Source organism: Streptomyces kanamyceticus (genome assembly GCF_008704495.1).
In the GTDB taxonomy this organism is placed as follows: Bacteria; Actinomycetota; Actinomycetes; order Streptomycetales; family Streptomycetaceae; genus Streptomyces; species Streptomyces kanamyceticus.
In genome coordinates this window covers 9991741-10005163 of sequence record NZ_CP023699.1, presented here as the reverse complement: position 1 = coordinate 10005163, position 13423 = coordinate 9991741, and the positions used below count along the sequence as shown (strand labels likewise).

Annotated in this window: 14 protein-coding genes; 8 read left to right on the top strand and 6 right to left on the bottom strand. The window is 71.2% G+C overall.

What is annotated here, in order from left to right; genetic code table 11:
- Positions 1 to 66 precede the first annotated feature (66 nt).
- Entirely contained in the window at positions 67 to 348 is a 282-nt protein-coding gene (locus tag CP970_RS43280; protein ID WP_024127252.1) for a metal-sensitive transcriptional regulator, read from the top strand.
- 77 nt (positions 349 to 425) lie between these two features.
- On the opposite strand, the gene CP970_RS43275 is transcribed toward CP970_RS43280, so the two are convergent.
- From CP970_RS43275 to CP970_RS43250, 6 genes are all read right to left on the bottom strand, one after another.
- Positions 426 to 1175, bottom strand: a complete 750-nt coding sequence (locus CP970_RS43275) for a sulfite exporter TauE/SafE family protein (protein ID WP_150494691.1) — start codon at positions 1173 to 1175, stop codon at positions 426 to 428.
- On the bottom strand, positions 1172 to 1534 hold the full coding sequence (locus tag CP970_RS43270) for a rhodanese-like domain-containing protein (RefSeq protein WP_150494690.1): 363 nt from the start codon (positions 1532 to 1534) through the stop codon (positions 1172 to 1174). Before CP970_RS43270 ends, CP970_RS43275 begins: the two co-directional genes overlap by 4 nt.
- A 62-nt stretch (positions 1535 to 1596) precedes the next feature.
- Positions 1597 to 2973 (bottom strand): MBL fold metallo-hydrolase, encoded by a 1377-nt coding sequence (locus CP970_RS43265; RefSeq protein ID WP_055557201.1) that lies wholly within the window; start codon positions 2971 to 2973, stop codon positions 1597 to 1599.
- 192 nt (positions 2974 to 3165) lie between these two features.
- Positions 3166 to 4389: a cytochrome P450 gene (locus tag CP970_RS43260; RefSeq protein WP_150494688.1), complete on the bottom strand. Its 1224-nt coding sequence runs from the start codon at positions 4387 to 4389 to the stop codon at positions 3166 to 3168.
- Positions 4390 to 4545: 156 nt separating this feature from the next.
- Positions 4546 to 5826 (bottom strand): cytochrome P450, encoded by a 1281-nt coding sequence (locus CP970_RS43255; protein ID WP_079043396.1) that lies wholly within the window; start codon positions 5824 to 5826, stop codon positions 4546 to 4548.
- 113 nt (positions 5827 to 5939) lie between these two features.
- Entirely contained in the window at positions 5940 to 6860 is a 921-nt protein-coding gene (locus CP970_RS43250; protein WP_224059070.1) for a trypsin-like serine peptidase, read from the bottom strand.
- A 617-nt stretch (positions 6861 to 7477) separates the two neighbouring features.
- Here CP970_RS43250 and CP970_RS43245 point away from each other — a divergent pair.
- From CP970_RS43245 to CP970_RS43215, 7 genes are all read left to right on the top strand, one after another.
- Positions 7478 to 8878: an ATP-binding protein gene (locus CP970_RS43245; protein ID WP_055546117.1), complete on the top strand. Its 1401-nt coding sequence runs from the start codon at positions 7478 to 7480 to the stop codon at positions 8876 to 8878.
- Between the two features lie 2 nt (positions 8879 to 8880).
- The gene (locus CP970_RS43240; RefSeq protein WP_224059068.1) at positions 8881 to 9297 is read left to right on the top strand and encodes a roadblock/LC7 domain-containing protein; all 417 of its coding nucleotides are present in this window, start codon (positions 8881 to 8883) and stop codon (positions 9295 to 9297) included.
- Positions 9294 to 9650, top strand: coding sequence for a DUF742 domain-containing protein (locus CP970_RS43235; protein WP_063806057.1), 357 nt, complete (start codon positions 9294 to 9296; stop codon positions 9648 to 9650). Before CP970_RS43240 ends, CP970_RS43235 begins: the two co-directional genes overlap by 4 nt.
- Positions 9628 to 10239: a GTP-binding protein gene (locus tag CP970_RS43230; protein WP_224059065.1), complete on the top strand. Its 612-nt coding sequence runs from the start codon at positions 9628 to 9630 to the stop codon at positions 10237 to 10239. The genes CP970_RS43235 and CP970_RS43230 overlap by 23 nt, the downstream gene beginning before the upstream one ends.
- Positions 10236 to 11447 (top strand): cytochrome P450, encoded by a 1212-nt coding sequence (locus CP970_RS43225; protein ID WP_055546121.1) that lies wholly within the window; start codon positions 10236 to 10238, stop codon positions 11445 to 11447. Before CP970_RS43230 ends, CP970_RS43225 begins: the two co-directional genes overlap by 4 nt.
- Before the next feature lie 81 nt (positions 11448 to 11528).
- The gene (locus CP970_RS43220; protein ID WP_055546123.1) at positions 11529 to 12770 is read left to right on the top strand and encodes a cytochrome P450 family protein; all 1242 of its coding nucleotides are present in this window, start codon (positions 11529 to 11531) and stop codon (positions 12768 to 12770) included.
- Positions 12771 to 12787: 17 nt separating this feature from the next.
- On the top strand, positions 12788 to 13420 hold the full coding sequence (locus CP970_RS43215; protein WP_055546125.1) for an RraA family protein: 633 nt from the start codon (positions 12788 to 12790) through the stop codon (positions 13418 to 13420).
- Positions 13421 to 13423 lie beyond the last annotated feature (3 nt).

Sequence of the window (13423 nt, the reverse complement as noted above, 5' to 3'; positions counted from 1 at the left end):
GCTGGATCGGGGTTACCCCTTCGATAGGATACCCGCGGGGGTATCTCGACGAGGGAGTGTGTGGTTGTGGAACTGGCGATGGCGGCTGAGGAATTGAAGACGGTGGTCAACCGGCTGCGCCGGGCGCAGGGGCAGATCGCCGGTGTGATCAAGATGATCGAGGAGGGGCGGGACTGCGAGGACGTGGTCACGCAGCTCGCGGCGGCGTCCCGGGCGCTGGACAAGGCGGGTTTCGCGATCATCGCGACCGGTCTGCAGCACTGCCTCACCGATGCGGACATGGCCGCTTCCGGTGACCGGGAGCAGATGCGTTCGCGTCTGGAGAAGCTGTTTCTTTCGCTGGCCTGAGCGGCGCCCGGACGCTGGCCCGAGCGGCTCCCTGACCCTTGCGGGCGAGGGGCAGGGCCGCCGCCCTGCGGGCCGGGTCAGACAAAGGCATCGATGAGCATGTAGCCGGCCACCGCAAGGAGCACGACGGCGAAGGTGCGTTGCAGCCCGGTGCCGGTGACCTTGGTGGCCAGGCGTTTGCCGTCCCAGGCGCCGAGGATCGCGGCGCCGGTGAAGGGGCCGATGACCGTCCAGTCGATCCCTGCGTCGGTGGCGCCTCGGGTGGCCAGGGAGGCGAGCGAGTTCGCGGAGATGACCAGCAGGCTGGTCCCGACGGCGGCCTGCATCTCGAACGCCAGGACGGTGACGAGGGCGGGGACGGCGAGGAAGCCTCCGCCGACGCCGAGCAGCCCGGTCAGCGCCCCCAGACCGGCGCCGGTCCCGGCGGCCCACACGGGCCGCGCCCTGGTGGTGCGGGCGCCGTCCGTCCGGCCCGGCCGCAGCATCCTCACCGCGGCGAGGGCGGCGACGGCGGCGAACACGGCGGTCAGCAGCGCTTGTGGCAGGCGGGATGCGACGGCACCGGCCGCGGCGGCGGGCAGGAGTCCGGCCGCGGCGAACAGGGCACCGGATTTCCAGCGGACGTTGCCGGTCCTGGCATGGGCGTACAGGGCGGTGAGCGAGGTGGCGGTGACGATGATGAGGCTGGCGGTGGTGGCCGCTGCCGGGGTGAAGCCGAGCAGGTAGATCAGCGCGGGGACGGCCAGGACACTGCCGCCGCCACCGAGCGCGCCAAGGGCGAGCCCGACCACCGCCCCGGCTGTCAGGGCCAGGATCAGCACGCTCACGCTATGACACCGCTGCTGCCGCCCCCACCGATGACCGGCAGACCCTGCCGGGCCCAGGCGGTCATGCCGCCGCTGACGTCGGTGGCGTCGACGTCGCGTCCGGCCAGCAGCTTCGCGGCCTGCCGGGAGCGGTTGCCCGAGCGGCAGATCGTGACGACCGGCCTGTCCCGCGCTCCTGCGGGAAGGGGCGCCCCGGCCATGAGGCGGGAGAGCGGCAGGTGCAGCGCGTCGGGCGCGTGCCCGGCCTGCCACTCGGGTGTCTCGCGGACGTCGAGCAGCACGGCCTCGCCGCCGCTGGTCCGCTGCCGGGCCTGCCGGGGCGTGAGGCGGCCGGGGCCGCGGCGAAGGAACGGGAACATCGTGGATCACTCCGTGCGGGGGGGGGAGAGGTGGGACAGGCGGGGGGTACGGGCGGGCTGGGTCAGTCCGCGTCGCCGGGACGGGCGAGGGTGAGCCCCGCCTCGGTGGCGGCGTCGAAACCGTCGTCGACGGCGACCACGTCACGGCCCGCGGCAGCCAGCAGGGAGGCGGCGATCGCCGCGCGCGTCCCACCGGCGCAGTGCACCCACACCGTCCCCTGCGGCACTTCGCCGACGCGGCCGTACAGCTCGTGGATCGGGATGTGGACCGAGCCGTCGACGAAGCCGCCCGCGCGCTCGGAGTCGCGGCGTACGTCGAGGACCACCACCCGCTCCCCGCGCTCGCGCACCTGGGCGAGGTCGGCGAAGCGGGCCCGCGGGAAGGAGGCGAGCCGCTCACCTGCGCGGACCCAGTCGGTCGGATCACCCGTGGCGGCGGCGGCCGGGCGGTCGATGCCGACCCTGACCAGCTCCCGCTGCGCGTCGGCGAGCTGTCCGGGTGTCCCGGCAAGGAGGGTGACGGGCTTGCCCCACGGGATCAGCCAGGCGAGGTAGGTGGCGAGTTTGCCCTCGCCCTCGAAGTTGAACGAACCGGCCACATGCCCCTCGGCGAAGGCCATGCGGCTGCGCAGGTCCACCACCCACTCCCCCGCGGCAAGCCGGGACGCGATCTCCTCGGCGTCCGCGCGCCCGGGCGGAGTGAGGTCGACGGGCGCGGGGCCCGCGGCGTTGGCGGGGCCCATGTGCGCGTAGTAGGCGGGCACGTCGTCGAGACCGGCGAGCAGGTCGGCGACGAAGGCGTCCACGTCCTTGGTCAGCGCGTCGTTGGTCTCGCGCTCCTTGCCGATCGTGGTGGCGTCGCCCTCGGCCTGCGATGAGGAGCAGAAGCTGCCGAATCCGTGCGTGGGCAGCACCGGGACCTCGTCGTCCAGCTCGTCTGCCAGCCGGTGGGCGGAGGCGTGCTGGGCGCGGGCCAGCTGCTCGGTCAGCCTCGGTTCGACCAGGTCCGGGCGGCCCACGGTGCCTATCAGGAGCGACCCGCCGGTGAACACCGCCACACCTCGCCCGTCGTCGGTCAGGGCGTAGGAGGTGTGGTGCGGGGTGTGTCCGGGGGTGGCCAGCGCCCGCAGCGCGAGGCCCTCGTCGATCGTCACGGTGTCGCCGTCGGCGACGGGGACGCGGGCGAAGGACACGTGTGCCCCGGCGGGCACCAGGTACTCGGCGCCGGTGACGCGGGCCAGCTCCAGGCCGCCGGTGACGTAGTCGTTGTGCACGTGGGTCTCGGCGACGTAGGCGATGCGCACTCCGCGCCTGGCCGCCGCGGCAAGCACCTGGTCGATGTCGCGCGGTGGGTCGATGGCCACCGCGGCGCTGGGCCCTCCGGCCAGGTAGCTGCGGTTGCCCAGGCCTTCGAATTCCAGGGTGTCGACGAAGAACACGGCTGCGACTCCTCTTGAGTGATGTACCCCGGGGGTATGTGACAGTCACCCTAACAGCAATACCCAGGGGGGTATTCCGTGAACCGGAAGCACCCCGACCGGGTGGGGCCTTGCCCCGTTCTGGTACCCGGTGGGGTATGGCGGAATCAGCAGTTCCGAGCCATCCGACGCACGTACAGAGGAGACGCGCGCTTACCGCAGGGTCAGCCGTCCGTAGAAGTTCTCCGGTACGGGCGCGAAGCGCAAGGCCATGGTGACCTCCTGCGGGCGGTCCACGGCCAGGTGGTAGCGCGTGCACAGCTGATGGCACAGGGCCATCAGCTGGACCGTGGCGATGTTGGCGCCGATGCACTTCTTCGGGGCCCACCCGAACGGTACGTAGCAAGTGCGGTCCGCGGGGCCGTGCGGTGCGCCGGGCAGGAAGCGGTCCGGGTCGAAGACGTCGGGCTGTTTCCAGACCCGCTCGTCGCGGTGAATCATGTGCGGGCTCAGCAGGTACCACTCCCCCGCCCCCAGCCGTGCCCGCCCCAGGTCGAACGCGTACTTGGAGCGCCGCACCAGGAGCAGCGGCGGGCTCCACAGACGCAGGACCTCTTTGACGAACCGGTGGGTCACGGGCGCCTCGCTCGTCGGCGCCGCACGGAACGCCGCGGGGTCGACGCCGGACAGCTCGTCGGTCAGGCGCGCGCGCCACTCGGGCTGCCTGGCGAATTCGTACAGCAGGCTCGCGGCGGCGGTGCCCGGTGGGCCCGCGATGGCGGTGAGGACGGCGGTCACCACGTCCAGGGCGCGGTCCATGCCGAGTTCGGGCAGCAGGTCGACGAACGGATCAGTGAGGTCGGGCTCGCGACCGCGCCTGCCGTTGGCACGCTGGCGCAGCACACGGCGTACGACCAGACCCGACCTCACCTGGACCGTGACGAACCGGAGCTGCTGCCAGGTGCTGCCCGGTTCGGGCGAGACCAGGCGCAGCAGCTTGCCCTCCAGGTCACGGCGGACGAGGTCCGACTCCTGTGCGGTGAGGCCCGCCAGGGCGAGGGGCAGCAGTGAACGGACGGCGACGTCCTGGGCGAGCATGCTCAGGTCCACGTCCTCGCCGAGCCGCGCGTCGATGATCCGCTCCATGCGTGTGATGAGGCGCCCGTGGTGCTCCGCCGTGGCGAGCGTGTGCAACTGGGTGAGCCACGCGGCGCGGACCCGGCTCCAGGGCATTTCGGGGCTGGTGCGGCGGCGCACCACGTCGATCAGGCGGTTGTGCATGGTGAACCCGTGCCAGTTCGTGGCGCTGACGCGGCGGGCGGCCTCCGGCTCGAACACGGCGAGCCGTTCGTCGTCGACCCAGAAGATGCCCTGCTCGCTCGCGCTGCGCATCCGCATCATGTGCAGGAAGTCGTCCGGGTGCTGAGGAGTGGTCATGGCATGCGCCCCCTTGTGGAGCGCGGGGAGCCGTCCACTCGGCGGTTCCCCGCGCCGGGCCGGTCAGATGTGGTGGTACAGGTACCAGAAGTACTCGTACTGGCGTCGGATGTTGAGGACCGACTTCGTCTGGCGGTACAGCGCGCGCATGGTGGTTCACCTCCCTCCGGGGCCTCCGGAGCCGCCGGGGCCGATGCCCCGGCGGCGCAGCTCCGCGGTGAAACGCGGCGGAGCCAGCGCCGGGCCCACCTGGGGCCCGGCACCGTCGTGGGTGACCGATAGCTGCCAGTCACGGGTGATGAGTCCGACGAGATCCTCGAGCAGGCGCATGGTGACGGTCGCCCCGGCACACGTGTGCGGCCCGTGGCCGAAGGGGAGGTATGCCCCGTCCGGCACGGCGCCCGCCCAGCGCCGGGGCACGAACTCGTCGGGACGCTCCCAGTGCCCGGGGTGCCGGTGCACCAGGTAGGTGCACACGGCGAGTTGGTCCTTGGGCGTCACCTTCAGCTCGCCGAGCTCCTGCTCCCGGTTCGGCGACCGGGCGAAAAGCCAGGCCACCGGCCACAGCCGCAGTGCTTCACGTACGACCCAATTCGCTTGTTCCGTACGGCAGTCGGGGTGGGTGCCGAGCAGGAGGACCGCCCAGCCGAGGGCGAACCCGATCGAGCCGACCGTGGCGAAGAGGAACGACAGGTAGATCTCCGCGAGTTCCGCCGGGGTCGCGGTCGGGCCGCTGCCGTCCACGACGACGTCGAGCAGATCGCGCTGCGTGCCGCGCTCGTCCCGCCGCCTCTCCCTCTCGCGCCGCCTGGCGACCACTTCGGCGTGCAGTGCGCCCAGCGCACGGCGGCGGAACAGGAGACGGGAGAGCGCCGAGTGGCGCTGTCGCGCACCGGCCAGGACCGCGCGCGTGACGATGTCCTCAAGTGTCGCGCGCAGTGCGGGCGAGGTGTCGCGGTGCAGCAGTACGTCCCGCAGGTGCGCGAGGACGAGCAGGTTTCCGGCGTCGGGCCAGACGCTGCTCGGCGCGAGGCGGTCGCTTATGAGCGTGGGCAGGTGCGACTGATGGGCGTCGAGGTGACGGTTCATCAGCGCGCGGGAGGCACGGCCGATCTCTATCTGGGCGGCACGTGGCCCGAACACGCCGTTCCGGGTCCGGTAGAAGTCGGACGTCTCGGCGACGAGATCGTGCCGGTTGCCCATCACCGCCCTGGCGGCGTCCGGACCCGCGACGCACACCAGGCCGGTGGCCGACCGCCAGACGTCGTGGACGCCGTCGAACTCGGCGGTCAGCCGGGCGAGCGGGTGGGCCGGACGGAACCGGCCGGTGACGCCGCGGGGAGTACCGGAGGGCCCACCACGCGGAGTACGGGCGGCCCCGCCGCGCGGAGTACGAGCGGACCCGCCGTTCCCTGCGCCTGTCGCGAACGGCTCCATGGCACGCTCCCCCCCGACCCGATCCGTCACGCACCGACCGTACTGCCGAGCGGGTTCCGGCTCGATTCGCAGTTCTGCGTATTGCGCGGCGGGTCCCTGGCCCTGAGGGTGTGTCAGGCGTTCTGGGCCTTGTCGTACACCTTCTTGGCCGTGGCCCCGAACACCTCCCCGTACATCTTGGTCGGCGTCAGGGAGTCCAGTGAGCTGTTGACGGAGACCAGCACGCCCTTGCCGGTGGTGGTGTTGAAGTCGGCCAGCCACGGGCCGCCGCTGGAGCCGCCGCTCATGTCGCAGGGGATCATCTGGGTGCCGTGCTCCTTCTTCGCGGTGCCGACGCAGCGCAGGAGCTCCTCGCCCAGCTGGGGGCGGGTGGCGGAGTAGCCGAGGGAGGAGATGGCGCCGCCGACGGGACGGTTGAAGGCGATGGCCTGGCTGCCCACGACATCGGTGAGCTTGCGGCGGCTCTTGTCGGTGTCGACGGTCAGCGCGGACAGGTCGTCGGTGGAGTCCGTCTCCCAGGCGCGCGGGGTCGCGGCCTGCCGGACCGCGAACGCGCCGTACGGCATCTTGCCCTTGTGGTAGGCGGGGACGAACACCATCGACATGTTGGTGTTGTAGGGCGAGGAGCCCCTGCGCACGCAGTGGGCGGCGGTCATGACGGCGGAACGGTTGGCGCTCTTCACCGCGGTGGCCGTGCACCAGGTGTCGGCGCCGGTGGAGTTGACGAAGAAGAGCCGCCCCACGGTCTTCAGGGTGGAGCCCCGCCACGGCTTGGCCTTCGGTCCCGTCGGGCCGAGGTCCACGGACTTGCCCACGGCCTTGATGCGGGCGGGTGTCCAGTAGGCGAGCGCGTCCTTGCGCTCCTTGGCGGTGAACTTCAGGACGGAGACGGGCCCGGCAGCGGCGGCACCGGCCTGGCCGCCCACGGCCGCCGCCGGGGTCGGCACGGCGAGGGCGAGGGCCATCCCTACGAGGGCGAGTCCCGTGGACCGGCCGTTCACACGGCGGGGCGGGGAAGCGGGGGTCACGGTCACGGCGGAGGTCTCCTTGGCGGGTGCGGTCAGCCGGTGGGGCTGTCGGTCCGTACTGCTAGAGAGGAGAACCCGGTCAGGTGGTTGCGTTGTTGATGTTCTGTGACATGTGCGCCGGTCGGTCCAGGATGCCCGGCATTCCCTTTGGGCGCCTTTCCTCGGCTTCCCCAACGGAAGGTAAAGCGCGCCCAGTTGTCCAAACTGTCTGGCTTGCCGCCCCGGAACTCCGCCGCCGCCCCGTTCACCGGTAAAGCGCTACGGGCACAGAATCCTGCGGTTGTTCTCACCTTTTCCTCGCAGGAATGCCGCGAGGGTGCCCGCGAGTCGATTTATGTCCTCTTCGGACGGTGCCGAGGAGGCGTCAAAGACCGCTTCGACCAATTCGACCGTTTCCGATGGCCCCGAACCCCGCGCCCGCTTGGGAGTTGACCGCCGTCAGGCCTTGTCCCACACCGCTTCGGGGCATCCGGTTCACCGAGCGGTGGGCGCGACAAGATATCGTTTACGAGCGACGTCCAACTGGCTTTTTTCCGTGCTCCAGTTGGCCGAAAAGCATGCCGCGCAGTTGGCACCCACGTCGAAACACGCGTCGCCCCCTTTGAGATCTGTAGAGGACGTGAATGACAGACCTGATACAGGCCACCACCGTGGTGCCCTCAGTTCTGGCCCTGGCCGCCGGTGGTGCGGCCTGGCGGTTCTGGGACCAGTACCGAGGTGAGCGTGCCACCAGCGACAGTCTCCGCGGCCAGGCCGAGGAGATCGCCAGGCAGCAGCGCGCCGCCGAGCACGTGCTCGCACAGCTCGCGGGCGGCGTGATTCCTCGACTGGGGGCCGAGGCGGAGCGTGCGGGCACGGGCCATGGCGTCGACATCGAGCTGCCCGAGACGTTGGTGAACACGGTGCTCGCGCAGCGTCTCGCGGAGCTCGCGGACTCGGCGGCCCACACGGTGCGCAAGGTGCAGTACGACGCGCAGAGCAGCACGAGCGCCCAGATCTCCGAGGCGCAGAAGACCGCGCAGGAGGAAGTGGCCCGTGCGCGCGAGAGCGCCGAGGCGTCCAGCAGGGCCGCGGTGCGTGCCGTGTCCTCCGCGATGGTGGGCATGGCGTCGAAGCTGAGCCAGCGGGTCAGTCAGGGTGTGCGGCGGCACGAGGGCGACGAGGCGTACGAGACGCTGGTCGGCATCGATCACCCCACGCAGCAGATGCTGCTCGTCGCCCAGAACTACGTGGTCCTGTCCGGGGGCAAGCTGTCGCGTCGCTGGCCCGCCACCCCGATGACCGATGTGGTGCGGGCGGCCATGGGCAGCATCGAGGAGTACGAGCGCGTCGAGCACCAGGAGCTCGGTGTCACGGTGACGAGCCGGGCGGTCGGGCCCGTCGTGCACGCCCTCGCCGTGCTCCTGGACAACGCGGTCCGCTACTCCCCCTCGTCCGCGCGGGTGCACGTCGCCTTCCAGGAGGGCCATCACGGGGTCTCGGTCATCGTGGACGACGCCGGTCTGCGAATGAACGAGGAGCAGCTGACCTGGGCCAGGAGGATCCTGACGGGCGTTCAGCGCGACGACATCAACCAGCTCGGCGCGCATCCGCAGACCGGCCTGCGGGCCGCCGCGGCGCTCGCCGCCGACTATGGATTCCGCATCGACCTGGAGGCCCCGAATCCGTTCGGCGGTACCCGTGTGTACATGTTCATTCCCAAGAGCCTGCTGACCACGACGGTCCCGGCCGCGCCCGTCCGTCCGCCGCGCACGGAGCCTGCCGCCGCGACTCTCACCGAGCCCGTCGCCGCGCAGGCCGAAGAGCCCGTCGCCGCACAGGCCGCCGAGCCGGTCGCCCCCAAGCGCACCACCGCGAGCGGTCTCGCCGTCCGGTCGCGCAGGTCCGCTCCCGTGAACGCGCCGACCCCGCCGAGGGAAGGCCAGGCCCCGGCGCCGGGCCGCCCCGCCATCGCCGCCGCCTGGGCGAAGGGGACGCGCAGCGCCCGCACCGAAGACCCGACCACCACGCACGAAGGAGCCTGACCGTGACCACCGGCAACGAACTTGGCTGGCTGCTGGACCGATCACTGGGATCCCTCGAGGGCGTCAGGCACGCGGTGTTGATGAGCTCCGACGGTCTGCTGCACTCCCGCACGGCGGACATCGGGCAGGACGACGCGGAGAAGTTCGCCGCGATCACCGCGGCCGTCCGTGCCGCCGCGCTCGCCTACGACGAGGAGACCGGCGGCGGGGGCACGCGGCAGGCCCTGATCGAACTGACCAATCACGTGGGTCTGATCACCCAGGCCGGGGGCAACACGATGCTGTCGGTGCAGACGACGGGACCCGATGCGGACATCGGCCTGATCACCCATCACATGCTGGAGCTGGCCCAGCGTGTCGGTCATGAGATGAAGGTCGCCCCGCGGGAGCCGTCCGCGCTGGGCCTGCCGACGACGTGAGCGGGCCCCGGCGGGACCCGGACCTGGTCAGACCCTACGTCCGTACGGACGGACGGGTCCGTGCCCATCCGGATGTGCGCGTGGAAACCGTGTTGCTCGCCGCGAGCGGGTCGAGCGAGGGCCTGAGCGCCGACGCGCGGCGGGTGATGAACCTGTTCACCCATGCGGGGGGCGGTGGCCTGGCGGTCGCGGACATCGCGGCCGCCCTGGAGTTCCCGCCCTCCACCGTCCGCATCCTCGTCTCCTCCCTCATCGACGCGGGCCTGTTGACCCACCCGGTCGCCGCCGGTGACGACCAACCCCAAACCGATCTGCTCCAGGAGGTACTGCGTGGTCTCCGCGCCCTCGTCTGAAGGCCTCATCTATGTGCCGCCCGGCGTGACCCGGTCCGCGAAGATCGTGATCTCGGGGAGCTTCGGCGTCGGCAAGACGACGTTCGTGGGCAGCGCCTCCCAGATCCCGCCGCTGCGCATGGAGGAGCGGATAACCCAGGCCAGCGCCGGGGTGGACGACCTGGAGCGCACCCCGCGCAAGACGACCACGACCGTCGGCATGGACTTCGGCCGGCTGCACCTCAGCGACGCCCTGGTCCTCTACCTGTTCGGCACCCCCGGCCAGGGCCGCTTCCGCCCCATGTGGGCGGGCCTGACCGAGGGCGCCCTGGGAGCGCTCGTCCTGGTCGACACCCGCAACCTCGAGGCCTCCCACGAGATCCTCGAACTGCACGAGGAGCAGGGCACGCCATACGCCGTGGCGATCAACCTGTTCGACGGCGCCCCGTACTACCAGCTGGACGAGATCCGGCAGGCCCTGGACCTGGACCCGCACACGCCGCTCACGACGTGCGACGCGCGCGAGGGCACCTCCAGCGTCCTGGCCCTGATCACTCTCTGCGAGTACCTGTCCGAACTGCACGCACCCGTCTTGGAGCCCCGCCCGTGACCAGCCCGACCATGACCGACACGGTCGCCGAGCGCCGGATCGCCCTGCACGAAGCCGAGTTCGCGGCCGATCCCCACGCCGCGTACGCGCGGATGCGGGCCGAGTTCGGTCCTTTCGTCCCGGTGGACCTCATCCCCGGGGTCCCCGCGACCCTCGTCATCGGCTACCCCCAGGCCCGGCGCATCCTCAACGACCCGCTGCGGTTCCCCGCCGACCCGCGGGTGTGGGAACAGTCCGTCCCCGCGACCTGCCCGGTCCGCCCGATGATGGAGCACCGCCCCAACGCGCTGCGCTCCGCGGGTCCCGACCACACCCGCTACCGGTCGGCGAACAGCTCCGCGATCGACGCCGTCGACCAGCACGAGCTGCGCAGCCTCGTCGAGCAGGTCGCCGATGCCACCATCGCCGAGTTCCGTGACGGCGAGGGCGCCGACCTGCTCACGCAGTACGCCTGGCCCATCGCCTTCCGCGTCCTGAGCGCGCTGCTCGGCTGCCCGGACGAGATGGGCCGCCGCATCGCCGACGGCATGGCCAAGATCTTCGACAGCGTGGACGCCGCGAGCGGCAACCAGATCCTCACCGAGGCCATCACCGACCTGGTGGCCCTGCGTCACCGGCAGCCCGGTGACGACATCACCTCGCGGCTCCTCGCCCACTCCGCGGGCCTCGACGACGTGGAGATGCTCCACCAGATCGTCACGCTCTACGGCGCGGGCATCGAGCCGCTGACCAACCTCATCACCAACACCGTGCTGCGGATCCTCACCGACGACCAGTTCTCCGGAGACCTGCACGCGGGCGGCTCCTCGGTGCGCGAAGCGCTCGACACGGTGCTCTATACCGACCCGCCGCTGGCCAACTACTGCATCAGCTATCCGCCGCACCCGGTCGACGTCGACGGTTTCCTGCTGCCCGCGCACCAGCCGGTGCTCATCTCGATGACGGCGTGCAACAACGACCCCGCCCTCGGTGGCCAGCGCATCGCCAGCAACCGCGCCCACCTGTCCTGGAGCACCGGCCCGCACGCCTGCCCCGCGCGCCCGCACGCCTACCTGATCGCCGAGACGGCCATCACGCACCTGCTCGACGCGCTGCCCGAGATGGACCTCGCCACGGCCGCCGGTGAGCTGGTCTGGCGACCCGGTCCCTTCCACCGGGCGCTCACCGCGCTGCCGGTCGTCTTCCCCAACACCGCTCCGGCCGCCTGAGCAGAACGGCTCCATCCGGCTCCATCTTCCTCTTCCTCCATGTGACTTCGTCCCAGTCGTCCGTCTGAAGGGAATCGCCCCATGGCCCTGCCCACCGAGCCGATCATCCTCGACCCCACCGGGGCCCGCGCGCACGACGAGAACCGGCGGTTGCGGGGCCACGGCCAGGCGGTTCGCGTCGACATCCTCGGCGTGACCGCCTGGTCCGTCGCCGATCCCGCGCTCCTCAAGGAACTGCTGACGAGCCCGGACATCTCCAAGGACGCCCGCGCGCACTGGCCGGAGTTCGGTGACGTGATCCAACGGTGGCCGCTGGCCCTGTGGGTCGCGGTGGAGAACATGTTCACCGCGTACGGGGCGGACCACCGGCGCCTTCGCCGCATGATCGCCCCCGCCTTCAGCCACCGGCGCATCACCGCGCTGAGCGAGAGCATCGACGCGGTCGTCACCGACATCCTCGACCGCATCGAAGCCCTCCCGCCCGGCGAGACCGTCGACCTTCGCGAACACCTCGCCTACCCGCTCCCGATCGCGGTCGTCAGCCGTCTCATGGGCGTGCCCGAGGAGCAGCAGGACTCCTTCCGCCGGGTCGTCGACGGTGTCTTCGACACCACCCTGACCGCCGAGGAGTCCGAGGCCAACACCAAGGCGCTCTACGAAGCCCTCCAGTTGCTCATCGACTCCAAGCGCACCGCGCCCGGCGACGACATGACCTCGCTCCTGATCACCACGCGCGACGAGGAGGCGGAGGGCGATGCGGGCACCCTGTCGGAGAGCGAACTGCGCGACACCCTGCTGCTGATGATCAGCGCCGGGTACGAGACCACCGTCAACGTCATCGACCAGGCGATCACCCAGCTCCTCACCCACCCCGAGCAACTCGCGCTGCTCCGGTCGGGAGAGGCCAACTGGAGCGACGCCGTCGAGGAGACGCTGCGTTTCGAACCGGCGGTCAGGCACCTGCCCATGCGGTTCGCTGTGACCGACATCAAGCTGCCCGACGGCCAGACCATCCCCCAGGGCGATGCGATCCTCGCCTCCTACGCGGCCGCCAACCGCCACCCCGACTGGCACGGGGAGAGCGCGGACACCTTCGACATCACCCGTACGGTCAAGGATCACCTGGCCTTCGGTCACGGCGTCCACTTCTGCCTCGGAGCTCCGCTCGCCCGACTGGAGGTCAGCACGGCCCTCCGTCTCCTCTTCGACCGTTTCCCACAGCTCGAACTCGCCGTACCGGCCGAGGAGTTGCTGCCCTTCGGTTCCCTGCTCAGCAACGGCCACCAGTCGCTGCCTGTGCGTCTGCGACCGGCCGCCCGCTGACAGGGGAAAGGAACCAGATGAGCGAGTACATCACCGGCAACGCATTCGACGTGATCCCCACGACCACGCTCGCCGACCTGCTGGGGCGTGACCAGGTCATGGACATCGGCATCCGCCCGCTGTGGCAGCCGGTGCCTCGCATCGCGGGCCCCGCCTTCACCGTGCGGTGCCCGCCGGGCGACAACCTCATGCTGCACGCGGCGATCTACCGCGCCGCGCCCGGCTCGGTGATCGTCGTCGAGTCGGGCGACGTGGACCACGCACTGGCCGGGGGCAACGTGTGCGCCGTCGCGCAGCGGCGCGGTGTCGCGGCCTTCGTGGCCGACGGCGTGATCCGGGATCTGGGCGAGGTGCGGCAAGCGGGCTTCCCCGTCTTCGCCCGCGGTGTCATCCCGATCCCGGGCACCAAGAAGGCCATCGGGGCACTCGGCGAGCCCGTGCGCTGCGGCGGCGTGCTCGTCCGTCCCGGGGACGTCGTGGTGGGCGACGAGGAGGGCGTCGTGGTCACACCCGCCGTCCGGCAGGACGAGGTACTGACCGCCGCCCGCGCGAAGCTCGCGGACGAGGAGAACCAGTCCCTCGACGCTTGGGAGGAGCAGCACCGGACCCGTATCGAGAAGGCGTTGAGCGCCGAGGGGTTCACGGACTGAGGT